Annotated in this window: 18 protein-coding genes; 9 read left to right on the top strand and 9 right to left on the bottom strand. The window is 32.9% G+C overall.

Translation table 11 applies throughout. The annotated features are described in order from the left end of the window. Positions 1-200 precede the first annotated feature (200 nt). From U0D62_RS15320 to U0D62_RS15290, 7 genes are all read left to right on the top strand, one after another. Positions 201-431, top strand: a complete 231-nt coding sequence (locus U0D62_RS15320) for a hypothetical protein (RefSeq protein ID WP_322288182.1) — start codon at positions 201-203, stop codon at positions 429-431. A gap of 68 nt (positions 432-499) precedes the next feature. Further along, positions 500-1,453: a hypothetical protein gene (locus U0D62_RS15315; RefSeq protein WP_322288181.1), complete on the top strand. Its 954-nt coding sequence runs from the start codon at positions 500-502 to the stop codon at positions 1,451-1,453. A gap of 129 nt (positions 1,454-1,582) precedes the next feature. Further along, on the top strand, positions 1,583-1,735 hold the full coding sequence (locus tag U0D62_RS15310) for a hypothetical protein (protein WP_322288180.1): 153 nt from the start codon (positions 1,583-1,585) through the stop codon (positions 1,733-1,735). Between the two features lie 279 nt (positions 1,736-2,014). Continuing rightward, positions 2,015-2,251, top strand: coding sequence for a hypothetical protein (locus U0D62_RS15305; protein WP_322288179.1), 237 nt, complete (start codon positions 2,015-2,017; stop codon positions 2,249-2,251). Positions 2,252-2,607: 356 nt separating this feature from the next. After that, positions 2,608-2,811: a hypothetical protein gene (locus U0D62_RS15300; RefSeq protein ID WP_322288178.1), complete on the top strand. Its 204-nt coding sequence runs from the start codon at positions 2,608-2,610 to the stop codon at positions 2,809-2,811. 251 nt (positions 2,812-3,062) lie between these two features. After that, positions 3,063-3,278: a hypothetical protein gene (locus tag U0D62_RS15295; protein ID WP_322288177.1), complete on the top strand. Its 216-nt coding sequence runs from the start codon at positions 3,063-3,065 to the stop codon at positions 3,276-3,278. Between the two features lie 134 nt (positions 3,279-3,412). Beyond that, positions 3,413-3,586 carry a hypothetical protein gene (locus tag U0D62_RS15290; RefSeq protein WP_322288176.1) on the top strand — a complete coding sequence of 58 codons (174 nt, stop codon included), beginning with the start codon at positions 3,413-3,415 and terminating at the stop codon, positions 3,584-3,586. A gap of 167 nt (positions 3,587-3,753) precedes the next feature. Here the strand turns inward: U0D62_RS15290 and U0D62_RS15285 are convergent, their stop codons facing one another. After that, positions 3,754-3,939: a hypothetical protein gene (locus tag U0D62_RS15285; protein WP_322288175.1), complete on the bottom strand. Its 186-nt coding sequence runs from the start codon at positions 3,937-3,939 to the stop codon at positions 3,754-3,756. A gap of 255 nt (positions 3,940-4,194) precedes the next feature. On the opposite strand from U0D62_RS15285, the gene U0D62_RS15280 reads away from it, so the two are divergent. After that, positions 4,195-4,464 (top strand): hypothetical protein, encoded by a 270-nt coding sequence (locus tag U0D62_RS15280; protein WP_322288174.1) that lies wholly within the window; start codon positions 4,195-4,197, stop codon positions 4,462-4,464. A 62-nt stretch (positions 4,465-4,526) separates the two neighbouring features. Next, a complete protein-coding gene (locus U0D62_RS15275; protein WP_322288173.1) occupies positions 4,527-4,700 on the top strand; it encodes a hypothetical protein in 174 nt (57 codons plus the stop codon). A 117-nt stretch (positions 4,701-4,817) separates the two neighbouring features. Here the strand turns inward: U0D62_RS15275 and U0D62_RS15270 are convergent, their stop codons facing one another. The 8 genes from U0D62_RS15270 to mfd all read right to left on the bottom strand — a co-directional run bounded on the left by U0D62_RS15270 (position 4,818) and on the right by mfd (position 18,943). Continuing rightward, complete coding sequence (locus tag U0D62_RS15270; RefSeq protein ID WP_322288172.1) at positions 4,818-5,576, bottom strand: hypothetical protein; 759 nt, start codon at positions 5,574-5,576, stop codon at positions 4,818-4,820. Positions 5,577-5,651: 75 nt separating this feature from the next. Next, positions 5,652-8,276: a glycosyl hydrolase family 18 protein gene (locus tag U0D62_RS15265; protein WP_322288171.1), complete on the bottom strand. Its 2,625-nt coding sequence runs from the start codon at positions 8,274-8,276 to the stop codon at positions 5,652-5,654. Between the two features lie 80 nt (positions 8,277-8,356). Further along, positions 8,357-11,191, bottom strand: a complete 2,835-nt coding sequence (locus U0D62_RS15260) for a glycoside hydrolase family 19 protein (protein WP_322288170.1) — start codon at positions 11,189-11,191, stop codon at positions 8,357-8,359. A 709-nt stretch (positions 11,192-11,900) separates the two neighbouring features. Further along, complete coding sequence (locus U0D62_RS15255; protein WP_322288169.1) at positions 11,901-12,809, bottom strand: DUF2268 domain-containing putative Zn-dependent protease; 909 nt, start codon at positions 12,807-12,809, stop codon at positions 11,901-11,903. Between the two features lie 112 nt (positions 12,810-12,921). Further along, entirely contained in the window at positions 12,922-13,764 is an 843-nt protein-coding gene (locus tag U0D62_RS15250; protein ID WP_322288168.1) for a helix-turn-helix domain-containing protein, read from the bottom strand. A 275-nt stretch (positions 13,765-14,039) separates the two neighbouring features. Further along, positions 14,040-14,357, bottom strand: coding sequence for a hypothetical protein (locus U0D62_RS15245; protein WP_322288167.1), 318 nt, complete (start codon positions 14,355-14,357; stop codon positions 14,040-14,042). A gap of 241 nt (positions 14,358-14,598) precedes the next feature. Further along, positions 14,599-15,504, bottom strand: a complete 906-nt coding sequence (locus tag U0D62_RS15240; protein ID WP_322288166.1) for an alpha/beta fold hydrolase — start codon at positions 15,502-15,504, stop codon at positions 14,599-14,601. A 76-nt stretch (positions 15,505-15,580) separates the two neighbouring features. Beyond that, entirely contained in the window at positions 15,581-18,943 is a 3,363-nt protein-coding gene (gene mfd, locus U0D62_RS15235; RefSeq protein WP_322288165.1) for a transcription-repair coupling factor, read from the bottom strand. Positions 18,944-18,953 lie beyond the last annotated feature (10 nt).

Here is an 18,953-nt window from a genome sequence, read left to right as displayed (position 1 = left end):
TCTTTACCCTTTACCATCGATTGAAATATATTTTTGATATGAGAGATTAGGAGATGTTTAACTCAAAAAAGTAGTTTTTAAACACAAACTATTTTATGAAAACCGATACTAAATACTTGGTTGATAAAATCTCTATCTCATCTTTTGGGGAAGCTGAAAACCAAAATCAATAGAGTAAGCAAAAACTTAAATTATTTATTATGCTAAAATCAATTTTAGAAATTAAAGGAGTACAAGAATTAAAAAAAGAGGTAAAAGAAAATATTTCCGGAGGTTTTAATTATTCAAGTATTTGTCCTAGTGAAGGAGATTATTGTGCTGTAAATGGTCAGCCTTATTTTGGAGTTCCCTGTTTAGCAGGCCCTGTAAATTTATATTGTATAAATCATACGTGGCAGGTTTGTCAAGAATGTGATATGAATCAATTTTAGATCACACTTTGTAAAAAATATTCAAAAAACGAATAGATAAAATATAATAACAATAATAAAAAACATCAATGAAAAAACACATATTATCATCTTGTAAAATACTTCTTTTAACAGTAGCATTTCTATGTATGGCTTGCGAAAAAGAACAGGGAGATATTCAAGAGCAGGGGCTAAAAGTAAAAGATGGAATATTGACTTTTAAATCAGAAACTTCTTTTCTCGAAACATTAGATCATTTAAAAACATTATCAGATGAAGAAATTAAATCGTGGCTTTCTGATTTACAGTTTACAAAATCACATTTCCTGACACAGGAATATTATAGTGATTTACCTACAGATGAGGATATTTCTTTACATGAAAAACTTAATAAGGCTAATATTTTGTTTATTCCTGACCCAGCTTTTTCTGCAGTCCTAAATACTGAAGGTTTGTATAGGATAGGAAAAGAATACCATAGAATAACAGAAAAGGTAGAGTATATTTCTCAAGATTATAAAATAGTGATGAACCCTGAAGCAAAACATATATCAGGAGATGTTACTGCATTTATTCTTAACCCTTCTTATGATCAAACAACGCAACGAGTAAATCTTAATGGACAAACTCTCTGTGCAAAAAATCCAACAAATTCTTATACAGGAACAGGTTTTTACGGAGGAAATTACTTTAACAAGTACCATCCTTATCCGGATAACTTTTTTACTTGCGGAGGAGGAGATTACAGTTTTCATACCCAAACTTGGTATACAGAATACTCCAATCATTATAGTGTTGGAACTTGGATAAAAGGCAGAAAGTATAAAAAGAAAGGGTTAAGAAAAAAATGGAGAGATGATAGAATGACCTATGCCAAAATAAATAATGATGCGGCAAGTAATGTTACAAGGCATACAGTTTATTTTGACGTAAATAAAGTTTTACATGTTCCCGCTATCCAGAGCTTTTCTATAAGTTATGAATATAACGATGAGAGTAAGGGTTTAAGGAGAGTCAACATGACCTTACAAAGTATACAGTAGTTGGATTACGACTTTGTTAAAAATCTACAGTTATAAATTCTATTATTTTTTACACAATTTTTAATTAAGACAAAGAACTTGATTGTCTCTAAGTGTTCAGGTCTCATATTATTTTAAATTATAAAAATTATGTTACAATCCATTTTAAACTTAGAAGGGGTAAAAAAGATTGAACGAAGTCAGTTGCGATCCGTAAGTGGTGGGGGAACCTGTGGTTCTGGAGGCCGTTGTTGCGGAGAGTGTAGCGGTAATATTTGTTCAGAGTATTGCGAACCACTTTAACAGTAAAGAGGAATTACTTAGAAAAGTATATTTCTGATTTCTTTGAAATATACTTTTCATCTTATAAAACGATATCATTTGATAAATAGCTGGTTTCTATCTAATAATAGTAGACAGTAAGAAAAAAATAAATATTGTTTTGTTACCACTTTCATATCTGTAACGATATCAAAAACAACAAATAATTTCAAAAATAATCTCATTCGCGAAGAGTAGACAAATACTTGATTGTCTCTAAATGTTCAGGCACAATTTTTAATTAAAATTATAAAAAAAGTTATGATAAAATCAATTTTAAATATTGAAGGTATACAATTATTAAGCACAAAACATAGAATAAATATTACCGGAGGAGTAGGATTATCCGGACCAGATGGACCACAGTATTTTGATTGTCATTGTGGAGGAGAAGAACATCATGCAAGAGTTTTTTATGCTGATTCAATATTAGGTGCTCTAAATGAATTACGTGGAATTTGCGGAAACTCAGGAGGTTCTTGTAGTGGTCTTGGATAAGATCAAATAGTAGTATACAAAGGCATGAGTTTATAACTCGTGCCTTTTCAAAAATATAGTAACAAGAGGTTATTGTTAAGATATGACTTTAGCTCTATAAACACATATAAAATTTAAGATCATAATTAAAATGAAAGTACTTAAAAACCTTATACTACCAGTTTGGTAACAACTTTGTTACTTTCCTGTAGTACAAATGAAGAGGATGATATAATTTCCGAATTACCTGAATTATCTTCTTTTTTCAAAGTTGAAAATATTAATGATACAGAGGTATCTTATTCTTATAAATGGAAAGACGTAACCCTTAGCGTCTATAAAGGTTTGGGGTAATTATTAATTATATTTTTAAAATTATGTTGAAAAACTTAAAACAATTTAGCATCTCCAAAAAAGATCAAAGATCAATTAATGGAGGAGGAGAAGGTGAATGGACGTGTGTAAGAGTCGGTGGACATTCTGAAGATTCTGAAGGAGAAATTTCATGGGTTGAGGAATGCACTATTCATGCCGAAGGGTATGTAATTGGACAATATCGAAGAACTGTATTTGGGAGGTAATCAAAAATTAAATATCTAGCTGAAGATCTCGTCTTTTTCTTGATGATGAAAATAGAGAGATAGATATTAGAGATGTAGTAGAGTGTGAAATTAAAATTTAATTGCATACAACATGGAAATATGTGTACTGACACACATATTTCCATTATATTTTTCCCCCCGCTCCCCGCTCCCGCTAGTCTGTGACTAGTGGCGGCAAGAGTGAGTATAAAATAATTAAAGAGAGAATTAATTTAAAAAAACAAGAAACCATGTTACAAAATATCATACAACTTAAAGGAATAAAAAAAATAACCAAACAACAACAAAAGAGTATAATGGCAGGCTCAAATTCTATCGATTGCCCTGAGCTGACAGTTAGTGCTATAGAAACAATGCATGAAGAATGTTGGAATGGTAATGTAGGCGCATACAGAACTTGTATGTTTTGTAGATCAGCCAATGCTTGTGGTCAATCTTGTGCTTGATGATGTATTAAGTTTTAAAAACAATGAGATATACAATTTTAAAAAGAACCTCATTCGCGAAGAATAGACAAATACTTGATTGTCTCTAAATGTTCAAGAGTAGAATAAATTAAATTCATTAAATCATGTTAAAAATGCTTTCAAATTTAGAGGGTTTTAGAATCTTAAAAAAACAAGAAAAAGCTACTATTCTTGGTAAAGGGATAGAATGCCCAATTGGATGGCATAGCACAGATCCTTGTACTGGAGAACCATTGTTTGTGTGTGTACCACCTTGGGAACCAACTTTAGTATGTCTGGAACCTTAAAAAGGTATTAATAGAGTATGGATAGAGGTATAATTATAACAAATTAAGTGCTTCAAAGGTTAGAATAAGTTAAAGAATGATAGCACTGATTTCAAATCAGTGCTATCATTCTTTTGAATTGTTATTTGAAAATGTCAAGTACGTTCGTTCTTAAGGAACGTAATTGGTTAGATACAAGGCGAATTCCAAGGTAGTTCGCATAATCCACCGTTAAGAGGAGTAGGGATCCAACTGATACCACCACATAGATAACAATCTTCTTCTGTTTGAGGCCAAGCACCTCCTTTTATTGTTTTTTTCTGATTTGCGTCAAGCGCTTTAACACCATTAAGATTTAGAATTTTGTGTAACATATTATTAAAGTTTTAAGATTTGCTGTTCAATGTACTTAAAAACTAACTATTATTTCCCATCTTTTTAAGGTAGTTTTTGTTGCAAAATGTTAAAGTTTAATGAATTATTCGTTTACGAATATTATTTGGGTAACAAAATCAAATTTTCTGAACTACTTGGTAAAATCACCTTGAAAGGGTGAGGAATCATCCGACTTAATTCTTTAATTTTCTACGGATTGAAATTAATATATAATCTTAAAACCAATTTTAATTATGCTACAATCAATTTTAAATTTAGAAGGAGTTACTTTATTAAATAAGTTAGAACAAAAAGAAGTGCTAGCGGGAAGAGTAAGTGCTTTAGAATATTGTGCAACCCAGTATATGATACGATCTTGTAATGATTTAAGCCCACAAGCAACTTTAGGCGCCAATGTAGGTTGGGGGCAAGCAAATTGTGGTCAATATAACGGAACTCAACTTTGGAACGCATCCGGACTTAGCTCAGAAGATAATTGCGATACCAGTTGGTATAGTTATTAATCTGGGGAATTTTCCTTATTTTTAAATACAAAATTAACTTTAATCTTAAAACCAATTTAATTATGTTACGATCAATTTTGAATCAGAAAGGTGTAAAACAACTAGACAAAAGCCAAAAACAATCCATCAATGGAGGTGGAGGAGAATTAAACGATTTTTGTCACTCTAATAGTGAGTGTAACTATCCTTTAATTTGTGCAGGATGTCTGTGCAGACCTGTGGGTGGACCTTTCTAAGATTTTTTAGAAGAAATATTTTAAACACCGAGATGATTTTCATCTCGGTGTTCTTGTGTGTATTAATTTTATAAATGTAAAGATTGTTCTCTAAATCTGATACCTGAAATAAAGGATTTAGTCACCAAACCTTTTAGTACCGTATTTTCTTACCAAATCTTCATTTTTGTTACCAATAAGATCAGCAATAAACCTAACCGTATTTTTTGAATCTTCAGGAGAAATTCCTAATGGAGTAATAAATGGATTAAGAGGTACTCCAAAATCGAAAACAATTGAGCTTCCTGGTGTAACAGTTCTTTGGCTTTCTGGAACATCGTGAAATATAAATCGGGTTATATAGTATGAATCTATACCATTAGGTAATGGAACTTCAACAAAATCCTTTTGAGGATGTCCAAAGCCAGAACCATTATTTACAATAGCCAAATGACGGGCAAAACTATGATTTTTTGGAGCGATAAATATCATTATACTCGCATCCATATGAAGTGATTTTTGAGAACGATTAGTTAATGTATATGTATATGTTTTGTACCAATCACCACCACTACTTGATACTTCTATATTGAGTGGCACATTGGATACAAAATTACTATAATCATTGATCTCGTCAAGAATAGGATTAGGTCCATCCAGGGTATGATCACCAGGAACAGGAACAGAGTTTCCGCTAATAATATAATTCTCTGACCAGGGAACCTGATCAAAATCAGCAGGGCCATTTTCTACTAGATTGATGTTATTTGTTGGATCGGTTGCGTGTACTAGCTGTTTTTGCTGTTTTTCAGGAGATTGAATTTCTGATTTTTCACAGGAAGAGTTCATTAATGATACTAATAGTATCGGTAGTACAGAATTAATAATTTTCTTCATGATTATAGGTTTTAAAAGTTAGAAATAGAATAAATAAGGGCGGAATATTTATTCCGCCCTTATTTATTAATACCGTTATTCCTTTACCAATTTTTTACCATATGTTTTCCCATTGATATTTATTTTATAAATGTAAAGACCACTTTCTAAATCTGATAAGTCTTTTTGAATCATTTTAGACTGTTCAGATATTTTCTCATTTAAGATTGTTTTAACCAACCTTCCAGAGAAACTATATACATCGATTCTTACCCAAGAAGGTTGCGCAGGATCTATTTGTAAGGTTGCAATATCTTTTATCAAAGATGAGTAGGTGATTTTATTTGACCTATTTAAAGAATTGACAACACAATCAGATACGAATTGCCACTCATTACTTGTATTAGGAACATTATTTTGTGTCCACCATTTGGCTTCATAAATTTTTTGATCATAATGTACAGTTTCTCCTGTGTTGTATGCAATCGAAGCCGACCATTCTTCAGATCCACAATATGTAGAAGTACTTCCGTCGCATTCTCTTACATATTCCCAAACATTACTGCTACCTGGAGTTTCAGTAGGTTCTGCATACCATTTGTTTTTATATACTTTACCATTATAACTTACTTCTGTACCTGCTGTAGGATAAGGTTGACTTGACCACTCAGCAATTCCATCACAAGTAGAAGTAGATTTTTGTTTTATGATAAATGAAGTTGTTGTTTCTGAAGATAATCCTTCGTTATCAGTTGCGATAATCTTAAAAGTATACGTATCAAATGCAGGAGGTGTCCAACCCAAAGTATAAATAGGCCCATCACTGGTGTTCGTTGCAGTATGTGTAACACCGTTAACCATAAATACAACAGAGCCAACGGTATTGTTAGTTCCGTCATTATCAGTTACAGATGCCCATAAACCAATTTGAGAAAGCTCTGTTTGCTCTATGACCTCATTGTTTGGTGGTGTTGTTTGTGATATAACTGGAGGTGTATTTTCATCAGAAGGCTGCTTAACAGTAAAAGTAATAGATTTTTGAGAAGTAGCATTTTTATCATCAGTAGCTACTGCGGTAATAGTGATATCTCCAAAAGCCGAAGGAGTAAAATCAGCTGTATAAGAACTTCCATTTTGAGTTGCAGTAATAGTAGTATTGTTGTGTTTAAAGCTAAAAGAAGTAATAGTACCATCACTATCAACTGCTTTAGCTTTAAGCGATACAGAAGGCAACGTTTCAGATTCTATGACTTGACCATTTGTAGGAGCTTCCCAGGTGATTACAGGTGAATTGTTTATTGGATCAGTATTTCCTGCCTCTTCATTAATTGCTTTCATGATACTAGACGAGTTGTTGTAATCTGTATCCTGAGTAAGTTCCCATACGATAACACCTTGATGTCCGTAATTTTTGGTATATCGAATTTTTTCGGCAGCAAGTTTAGGAGTGTTATAGTATATATCTTTTCCGTTAAGGCCAATATGTCCTCCAAGATTCCTGGAATCTTTAGGGTCATAACTTGTGGCAGCATTAGGAAACTCTGCAATGATATCCTTATATGGTACGAACTTAAACCCATTTCCGTTATTAGGTTTTCTTTCTGAAAAATCATAACCATATAAAGGAACTCCGATAACTAATTTGGATTTTTTTACGCCGTGACCACCTGCATGATTCCATTCGGGTTGTGCAATCCCTAACCAATATTCTAGTGCATCCTGAGCAGCGTATATTGGATTATCAGCAGATTGACGGGGATATGTGTTTAAAGGTACTTTGTACAGAGCTGAGTGTGGTCCAAAAGAAGATTCATTCCACGATCCAGTAAAATCATATGACATTAACCCTAACCAATCCATGTATTCGGTCATACCTGCGTCATAGTTATTTCCATACCAAGGAGCACCAAAAACTGCTGCAGAAATAAGTTTGTTAGGTAATTTGGCTCGTAATTTTTGAGTGAGTTTTTTTAAACCAACCCCAGCTGGATGAGGCCCTTGATCCTGACCACCCCATTTATCTCCTCTGGTTCTACCTCCTTGATCAGAAGTTCCAGAAATAGCAGGATCTGCCCACCAACATTCTAAATCCAAATCGATTCCGTCCAGATCTCGTGAAGTTATATAGTTTGCTAAAAGATTAGCGATTTCTTCTAACTTTTGATCATTGTTTTGATATTTGGTCATCAGCCATAAAAATGCATAATCTGTTGCGCCTCCTAATGCAACAGATACTTTAACGTTTTTGGCTTTTGCTTTGGATAATACATTGCAATCCGTTAAGACAGAATCTACTTTTCTCTGTTCTCGTTCATTAAATGCTATAGAGGCAAAATCACTACTGTTATAATCGTTATTGTTCTGCTTAAACATTAAAAAAGAGATATTGATATTTGTAGCTACTTCTGGATTAAAGTTGTTTTTAATATCATAATCTTCAATCCAGGTTGGTAAGTAACCGATGATACGCTGATTACCGGTATAGTCAGGTCCTAAACCTCCATCTCCACAAGCTCCATTGCTCTCCCAGGATTGATCTCCAGGTTGAGCAGATGTCCAATGTTTGGCAGTATAATTTAGACCTTCAAAAGAAACTTTTTCTCCTTGTACATAATGATCTTTATTAGGATCCCATGCTGGATTACATTCTGGAAACTGATATTGTGCTTGTAATAACATACTTAAAAGAAAGAAATTAAGTAGTAGTACTATTTTTTTCATGATTTGTGAGTTTAAATTATAAATTGATTAAAATAACTGGCTCTAAGCGAGTAGAGCCAGTAGTTGGTTGATAATTTGATTTATTCTTTGATGAATTTTTCTACGTATACAGTTTTACCTATACGAATTCTATAGATATAAAGCCCGTTTTTTAAATCTGTTAGATCCTCAGAAAGAATATTCGTAGCAGATGTAGATGATAACCGCTCAATAGTACGTATTTTTCTACCTGAGAAATCGTATAAGTCGATTTTAATTACTGTTGTTTTGGGAGAATATAATTCAATAGTAACAAGATCTTTAACGGTTGTAGGGTATACTTTGGCATTTGACCTATTGGCTATAGGGCAATCTGATACGTATTCCCATTCATTACTAGTGCTTGGAACATTGTTTTGTGTCCACCACTTAGCACGATATATCTTTTGTTCATAATATGCAGTATCTCCTGTGTTATAAGTGGCAGATGCAGACCATTCCTGAGACCCGCAATATTCTACCGGAGCCCCATCGCATTCTTTTATATAATCCCAGACATTGCTACTTCCTGGAATATCTGTAGGTTCTGCATACCACTTGTTTTTATATACTTTTCCGTTATAACTAACTTCAGTATTGCCGGTTGGATATGCTTTTGCTTCCCATGAAGGAATATCATTACAATCTCCACCGGTAATTTTTTCCTGAATGGTAAAAGTTGTGTTGCTTTCAGAAGATAATCCTTCATTATCAGTTGCAGTTATCTTAAAAGTTACTGACCCAAAAGCAGTGGGAGTCCAATTTATGGTATAAGCCCCAGTACTATTTTGAGTAGGAGTTAGTGTAGTATTATTTACAGAAAATACCACAGAAGCAACTGATACGTCATCATTTGCTAATGCACTTAAAGTAATTGCAGTCAATTGAGTTTGCTCGATAATCTGAGCGTTTGCGGGTTCGATCCCAGAAATTACAGGAGGTGTATTTGCACCTGATTTTTCTTTAATCGTAAAAGTAATGGTACTCTCAGTGGTTTTATTCTCATTATCAGTCGCTGAAGCTTTTATTGAAACATTACCAAATGCTGTTGGTGTAAATGCAGCGGTATATTGATTTCCATTTTGAGTAGCATTGATAACAGTTCCATTATGTTCAAAAAAGAAAGATTGCACATTTCCATCACTATCTGTAGCTGTGGCCGTAAGAGTAAGTGTTTCTAAAGTCTCGGTTTCTATAATTTGAGCATTGGTTGGGCTATTCCAGGATACCACAGGAGCAGCATTAGGAGGATTCCCGTTACACTCTTTTATAGATTCCCAAACTTCAGCTGATCCAGGAATATTACTACTATCAGCATACCACTTATTTCTATAGATAATATTATTGTATTTTACATAGTTGTTGGGCTTATCATATATGATATTAGATTCCCATTCTGGTATTTCTGAACAATCCAGGTTTACTCCATCCCATAGGATTACTTTAATAGAAGAAGTGGCTGTTAATCCATTTTGAAAAGTAGCGGTAGAAGAAAGAGTTTGAGTTCCATAAGACGAAGGTGTCCAGGAAAAAGAGGTACCAGTAAAAGATTGGTTGCCTACTGTAGTGGTAATGGATTCTAAAACTGTATTTTTCTCGTCTACAGATAGTGTTACATCGATAGGAGAAAAGGAAACTTGTTCTATTACCTGGTTGTTTATTGGCGACGTAAATGAGATAGTAGGTTTTTGAGCGCAAGGTTCTGCTGTAAGATCTGCAGCATCTCCACCATAAGGACTCATATCTTTACACCCACAATCTGAAAGATCATGAACTCCATCCATATCGGTTCCAATATTATAGATATCAGTAAATCTCTCGTAGTATCCTATTCTATCTAAAACTTGTGCTTTTTCTGTTCCTTGACCACATTCAACACCTCCATTAATTATATTTACGGTCATCCCTAATCCAGGAATCCTGTTTTTTGTTTGATCAAGCTCGTTAGGCGTCCATTGATTAATCATTACCGCATGAGCTGATGGTTTTGGGTATTGAGGTGTCATCCAAAACCATATAGCGGTCTGGAATGCTAATGCAGCATCTTCAATAACTCTTTCAGGGTTGTCTAGTAAGATTTGTTTATCTCCAAAAATAAATTCACTAGCAGGGCCGTAATTATAGTTGTATGAAAGCTGCATCGGTCCTCTACCTTTATAAGATTTACCAGGAGTTGGAGGGTAATTAGGATCTGGTGAAGCATATGAAGAATTTGTAGGTTCTTCTCTAAAATGTAATCCCCAGGAATACTGACCACCTGGCGCTGTTGGCCAACCTCCAGTGGTTTCATGAGAAATATTAGCAAAGAAAGCCGAAATCTCTCTTTTCTTTGTTTCTAAATCCCCTTCTTGTAAAAAAGAGCCATAGTCAACTTCTTCTGTAACAATTTCTTTATTGATATTTCTTGGAGCATCAAAATCAGCATCTGTTCTAATAACTATTGATACGCCTGTGGTTTTATCGGTTCTGGTAATTTTATATGCATTTGTACCACACCTTCTATCAAAAGTTACGGTAAGATTACTCATCCTATTGATGGCTTCAATAAAAGATTCATACGTATAAAAATCATCTGCAGGATCAAGCTCCCATCCGTTTCCTGTGTCTTTGGATCCAAATCTATATGGAAACAACACATCCCACTGCTCTTTGGTAACCAATGAGGTACTATTTGTTTTTTGAGATTCAAATTTTGACTTTAAGTGTTGTTTAAAAGCAGATTTGGTTTGAATGGATTTTTGAGAAATATCGCTAGATTGAGAAAAATCAGCATACGACTCTGAATCGATCTGAGCAAAGGTAATGTTAAAAAAAATGCAGGCTATAATTAATAGAGCATCACTACATTTTTTAAGGGAAAAGAATCCCCTTTTTTGATAAGTAAATTTGGTTTTCATGAATAGTGAGTTAAGTTATATTCTAAATAGAGTAAGTAGGTTTTGTTTAAAAGATTCTTGAATTTGCTTCTAAACAAAATGTAGAATGATTAAGAATTGGTTTAACAATCAGATATCATAATGCTTCTTGATTTATACTATTTGAAATAATTTGGTTTTAAGAATTTCGAATGAATAATTGGTTAGGTAAGAATTACCAGGTATACATAATATTTAAACATCTATATTATTGCTAAATAGAGTTAATGTCAGAAATGGCGATTTACTATTATATTTTTTAAGAATATCTAAAAGTATAATTGATCAAAAAATCAATAATAAGTGACATTGTCAAGAATTACATAGATATATACAGTAGATAATGGTCTGAAAAATAGTTATGTGTATAGTAAGTTTTTTGTTGTATCCATAATTTTAGATAAGCTTTGGTTAGAAACGTTTGTGTTAGTTATAATGAAATCGAAATTCTGTAATTCTTAAAAGCTGTCAAAATAAAATAGCTGAATGGTATACTTTACAATACAAACGACAGCTATTATGATGTTTTTAGTATACGACCATCTGGTTAACTCAAAAATTAATCCCAAAAACAAGAAGAGAGACTTGTTGTCATACCTATTTATTATAAAAATGCCACCTCAAATGATTTAGCTTTAAACTGATCATTTAAAATGGCAATAAAAAATCTATTAAGTGTTTTGAAGTATAGTTACTTGTTCTGGTAAGTACTTGAGTTTAATATTTGTTCTGAAGGAAAATTTATCCAGGTTTCTGGTGTTGAGGAGTTATCTTTTGATAAACTACTTTGTACAATATCATAACCTAAGCAGTATCCTCCCCACATAGGAAACCGATAAGAACCAAATATCACCTCTGCTTGAAAACTAAAATCTTGATTCTCAAGATGAGGTTGAATTTTTTGCCATAATTCCTGTCTTTTTTCTTCGGTTAATGCTTCAGTCCAGGGGGTTTCTATTTTTGGGTATAATAGCTTTGCAAAATAATCTCCTCGACCTTCGAACACTAAATAATCTAATAAAGTCCATTTAGTTACTGTAGCTAAATTTTTCTTTGTCCAATAAGTATGATTGTACTCATGAGCTACCGCATACGGAAGCATTTTTTGCCAATCTTTAATAGTAGGATCTATACTGATTAAAACTTGTGAGCTTCCGGCAGTAAAACCAAATACACCACTCATATCTTGAACCATTGTTTTTAATTCTGAGCTTGATGGCAAAATATAAATGGTCATTTTATCACTTTTGAGAAGTTTATTACATTCTTTTAGAGCTTTTATAACCGTCTTTTTAATCTGTTTTTTATTTGATGCAATTTCTTTTAATGTTTTTTCTAAATAAGGGATATCTAATGAAGGTCTTGCCAGATCTTCATAAACAAAAGAATTGTATTCGCTACTTAGAAAATATTTATGAAAAATGGGAGTTCGTACTTTCTTTAAATAGAGATCTGTAAGATCCTCATCACTTTGTTTGGCAGATGCGATATATTCTGAATAGTATTGATCCAAAAAGATAACTTCGTAATCAGGTTTTTGCCCCATTGATTTAAGAAAACTCATAATAAGGGCAAGAATTAATAAAACTAGATTTTTCATTTTATAATACGTTTTTATAACCTGTTTATACAGGTGAGATTTGACATAGGATTTCTTGTCATTGAAAGCTAATTCAATGATAATTTTAAAATAAAAAAGGACAAATAATGATTTACAAAGTGGCTAGTTCATCCTGCTTGGCTTTAAGCATTTGAGAAACTTTGTATAGCAATATAACTTCGAGAATAATGGTAGGGGTTAATAAAAACAATCCAACTATGGATAATATAACTGTTACTAAAAAGCCATAGCTTATGATCTCGAAAATACCAGTAACTGTGGCTAATTGTCCTAAACCTTTTTGAAGACGTAAGATGGATATACCGAATAGAATACCAATTATACCATAAGTAATGGCTTCTGCTCCAAGGATGAATCGATAATCGAAATCTCCAACATATAGAGATAAGATATCGTATGCATAAAATAGTACTGCCATACAGATAAATATAAATGAAGTGATCCGGAGCAGATAGTTTTTAAAAATTTTACCAGTCAATACAAAACCACGGGTAAATAGAATGACCGATGTAAGAATAACCAGTTTTATAAGAATATAAAAAACATCATTTACCACCATTCGATTTTCTTCGAAACGGTAAAATTCTATAGCGACTTCTGCAAATCCCAGTATGAAATATACGATTCCGCTAATCCAGGCGATACTTAATTGTTTGGTAAGAAAACCAATTTCTTTATCATCGTCAATCTCAAGTAAAAAAAGTTTTTTAAATTCTTTGGTAACCCTTGAATCTTCAGTGTGGATTCTCTCCAGGTCATAATCTAATGCTGATAGAATTGTTTTTATAGTATAACTTCTAGGGGTTACTTCACCAGCTTCTATTCGTTGTATTGTTCTAACACTGATATTACATTGTTCTACCAGTTCTTCTTGGGTAAGTCCTTTAGACTTTCTGAGTTCAGAAATTTTCTGACCTAATTCTGGCTGTTTCATAATCTGATTGATTTTCATTTTGTTCAGCAATATTAAGTTTCAGAATTAATTTCTCAAATTTTTTCGTCCGTATTTAACCCGACATTTGCCCGTCAATCTACTATAGATAGGGTGTTTCTTCGAATTTGAAAGATAGGAATTATTCTAATGTATACACCAATTTTTTTTGTGAAGATGTTTTATGGATTGATGTATTTATATGGTTTCATAATTATGAATACGATTTTCTTAGATGAAGAGAATAAATAAGGAGTTTTAAAGACTTGTAAAAATCCTTAGCACCATACTTTTATGGTTTTAAGGTAACTTTTAACTTCGATATACATCGCTTCTTTACTAAAAACATTATCGATATTATTTGAGTAATGATATCCAAAAGTATAATTCATAGAAAACTCATCTATATCAATTAACTCTGGATGGTTTTTATAGTTTTCTATTTCTTCAGTAAACCTTTTTCTTAGGTTAGAATAGTTTATTGCATATGGCTTATCGTTATGTATACCTTTGATAAGTTGATGTACCTTATTATTTATTTTTTTTAGCTGATTCCAGGTTCCTTTTAAAAAACTAAATTCTTCTCTTCGTTTCATCGTTTAAGTTGGTTTTACGCTTATAATCTGAAGTGAAATTAATCATTAAAAAGGCTGTGCATTATTATTAACGATTAGTTGCAACTTAACTGGCGGTGAAATGCAGTTTTCTGTCGTCGAATAGAAATTTAATCCACATTGTAGAGTTTAATTCTCCGAGGCTTACCTCGAAATGTAAAGACAGTTAAGGTTTTTTCTACATAAACCCATAGAAACTTAACGTTTACAGGTTTTTATAAATTCATAGATTTTCAAGAAAAGAGTCAATTTCGGATAAATACTCTTCTTTTTTGTCTAGCCATCCATAATGCCCGCAGTCATCTAATAGCACGAGTTTGGAGTTAGAAAAGACCTGATGTGTTTTGTTGGCAGTTTTAGCATCTATAATATCTTTATTTCCCTGGATAATTAGTACAGGTTTGTTGTATGATTTTAAGGTTTCAGTACAATCATAGTTGATTTTACGTAAATCCTGAAATACCAATGTATTGATTGATTGATTTCCTTGAGTCAATCGTTCTGCAATTACTGGTACGTGTTTTTTATTGACAACATAGGCAGGAGCTAATGCTTTGCCTCTTTGTAATCGTGCATGATATGTGGTATCTCCCTGATTAATTTTTTGCGTCCATATTTGTAAGTTTTTGGCTTCATTATCAGATAGTTTTTCTCTGATGTTTTGACCTACATAATTCAACAGTTCCAGATCCAAACCTCCAGACGAGGAAAGAACTAAGCCCTTGACTTTTTCAGGATGTTTTGAAGTATAATATGAACCTAGTATTCCTCCAAAAGAATGCCCCAATACGATCCAGCTATCTAATTTTAAGTGATTTCTCAATTTTTCTATATCATCAACCATCAGATCCATAGTAATTGTAGAGGTATTAACAACTGTGAGTGAAGAGTTTCCTGTACCTCGTTGATCATAAATGATAGTTTTATGATTCTTAGAAAGAAGTTGAGCAATGGAGCGAAAACCTTTACTGTTCATTCCAGGGCCACCATTAATGATTAATAATGGTTCACCTTCTCCAAAGGTTTCATAATAGATTTTGGAAGTCTTGTTTTCTACCCAATTACCGTTCTGACCTAAAAGGATAATTGAATTGAATATAGAAAGTATAATGAACCCCAGATTTTTCACAAGACTTATATTTTAATGATAATTTAGTTATAAAATCTTGATTCAGAATGATTGTAACATTTTTTTATTAAAACTTTTAGATTTCCACAGGTTTTGACTCTGGAGATATAGGTTGTAAAACCTTCAAAGCTTTTTCAACACCATTTATATTATCAAAAGTTAACAATAATCGCAATCCGTTTCTAGTATTTTTCTCTTTCATTTTACAAATTCTCGTATTTTGTTGTACATATTGTAGTACTTTACTAAATGCAGGACTTTGATAAAAACCAGATTGTTGATCACTGATAAAATAACCGATCAGTTTATTTTGTTTCATGATAATCTTTTCGATACCGATTGTTTTGGCAATCCATTTTATACGAACAGAGTCTAATAAATCTACAGCTTGATCTGGTAATTCTCCAAATCGATCGATCAATCTTTTCTCGTATTCTTGCAATGCTTTTTCATCAGAGATCGAATTTAGTTCGGTATATAAATTAAGACGTTCTGTAATATTATTGATGTAATCATCAGGGAATAACAACTCAAAATCAGTGTCGATTTGAGTGTCTTTTAAATAAACTTTATCTTCTGAGGTGTCTTCATATAACTCTTTAAACTCATTTTCTTTTAATTCTTCTATAGCTTCATTCAGAATTTTTTGATAGGTATCAAATCCGATTTCATTGATAAATCCACTTTGTTCTCCTCCTAATAAATCACCAGCACCTCTGATTTCAAGATCTTTCATGGCAATATTAAAACCACTACCTAATTCTGAATGTTGTTCTAAGGCAGTAATCCTTTTACGAGCATCATCAGTCATAGCAGAATATGGAGGTGTGATAAAGTAACAAAATGCTTTTTTATTACTTCTTCCTACACGTCCTCGCATTTGATGTAGATCAGAAAGTCCAAAATTATTGGCGTTATTAATAAAAATGGTGTTTGCATTGGGCACATCTAATCCACTTTCGACAATAGTAGTTGAGATAAGAACATCAAATTCACCATTCATAAAAGAAAGCATGAGTTCTTCTAATTTTTTACCATCCATTTGTCCGTGTCCTACACCTACTTTGGCATCAGGTACTAAGCGTTGTACCATACCGGCGACTTCTTTGATGTTTTCAATACGGTTATGAATAAAGAATACTTGTCCACCACGTTGTATTTCATAAATTACAGCGTCTCGAATGGTCTCTTCGCTAAATCGAACAACATTAGTTTCGATAGGATATCGATTGGGTGGAGGTGTAGTGATCGTAGATAAATCACGTGCTGCCATTAAACTAAACTGTAATGTTCTGGGGATTGGTGTAGCAGTAAGTGTTAGAGTATCTACATTTTCTTTGATAGTTTTCAGCTTATCTTTTACTGAAACTCCAAATTTTTGCTCCTCATCAATAACTAATAATCCAAGATCTTTAAATTTAACATTTTTATTGACCAATTGATGAGTGCCTATTATGATATCTACCCTTCCGTTTGCTAAGTCCTCAAGAGTTTCTCGTTTTTGTTTGGCAGTTCTAAAACGATTTACATAATCTACAACTACGGGAAAATCTTTTAATCGCTCTCTAAACGTTTTGGCGTGTTGAAAAGCCAATATTGTGGTTGGAACAAGTATTGCTACTTGTTTGCCGTTATCTACAGCTTTAAAAGCAGCTCGAATAGCTACTTCGGTTTTACCAAACCCTACATCTCCACAGATCAAACGATCCATGGGACGCTCACTTTCCATATCTGCTTTTACTGCTTCTGTAGCGGTACTTTGATCTGGCGTATCTTCATAAATAAAAGAAGCTTCTAGTTCGTGTTGCAAATAGCTATCTGGATTATATTGAAATCCTTTTTGCAACTTTCGCTTTGCGTAAAGCTGAATTAGGTTAAAGGCAATATGTTTTACTCGAGCCTTTGTTTTTTGTTTTAATGTTTTCCAGGCTTTTGAACCAAGTTTATAGATTTGAGGTGGTTTGCCGTCTTTTCCATTATATTTAGAAATCTTATGAAGTGAGTGAATACTTAGATACAACACATCTCGTTCTCCATAGATCAATTTAATAGCTTCTTGTTTTTTGCCTTCTACATCTATTTTTTGTAATCCACCAAATTTTCCAATCCCGTGATCAATATGAGTTACATAATCTCCAACCTCCAGATTGGTAAGTTCTTTTAAAGTAATGGCCTGCTTTTTTGCATATCCATTTTTAAGATTAAACTTGTGGTATCGTTCAAAAATTTGATGATCCGTATAACAAGCAATCTTTTGTTGGTGATCGATAAATCCTTGAAAAGCAGAAAAGACGATAGTTTCATACTGCTTAACATCCAAATCAGCATCATCGAATATGTCATGAAAACGTTTAGCTTGTTGTTCACTTACACAAAAGATGTAATTCTTATAATCATTTTCGAAATTTTCATTTAGGTTCTGAATTAATAAATCGAATTGCTTATTGAATGATGGTTGTGGTTTGATATCAAATTTAATAGCATAATCAGCTTTGGTTATAGGACGGTTTCCGATTTCGACCAAAGTAAAGTCTAATAATTGCTTTTTTATTAAATCAGAAGTAGCAAAAAGCTCTTCGGGAGTGGCATGTTTGATATCTTCAGATAAAGTTTTAAAAGCTTCTTTTGCTTTTATGAAATTTTTATCAATCCTAGAAGATAACAGATCTAGATCTTTGGCAAGAACCACTGTTTTAGAAGCAATGTATTTTAAAAAGCTTTCTCTGGTTTCTTGTAATGCTTTGTTTTCAACATTAGGAATGATAGTAATTTTTTTGATTTGATCTGTAGAAAGTTGAGTTTCTACATCAAAAGTTCTAATACTATCAACTTCATCTCCAAAAAACTCCAGGCGATAAGGTTCATCGTTACTAAAAGAAAATACATCTACAATCCCACCACGAACAGAAAACTCACCTGGCTCTGTAACAAAATCTACTCTTTGAAACTGATATTCAAACAACACTTCATTTACAAAATCCAGAGATAATGTATCTCCAAGAGCGATCTTTAAAGTATTTTTCTCTAGTTCTTTACGAGTTACCACCTTCTCAAACAACGCATCAGGGTAGGTGATGATTAATGCTGGCTTTTTTCTAGAATTAATACGATTTAGCACTTCTGCTCTCAGGAGTACATTGGCATTATCTGTTTCTTCTATTTGATATGGTCTACGGTAACTGCCGGGATAGAATAATACATTTTTATCCCCTAACAGTTGTTCCAGATCGTTGAGGTAATAAGCAGCTTCTTCTTTATCATTAAAAATGCAAAGAAAAGGTTTGTCTGCTTGATTAAAAGTATTTTCAATGACAAAGGATAGAGAAGATCCTATAAGGCCTTGCAGATGGGTTTTGCTTTCGGTTTGGGCAATAGCATTTCCCAGTTTCTGCAATTGCGGAGACTGTGCAAAGTTTTGCGTGATAAGGTTTTTACTCACGTAGCAAATA

This window comes from Aquimarina callyspongiae (genome assembly GCF_034322225.1).
Lineage (GTDB): Bacteria > Bacteroidota > Bacteroidia > Flavobacteriales > Flavobacteriaceae > Aquimarina.
This window is presented reverse-complemented; position numbering and strand designations above follow the sequence as displayed.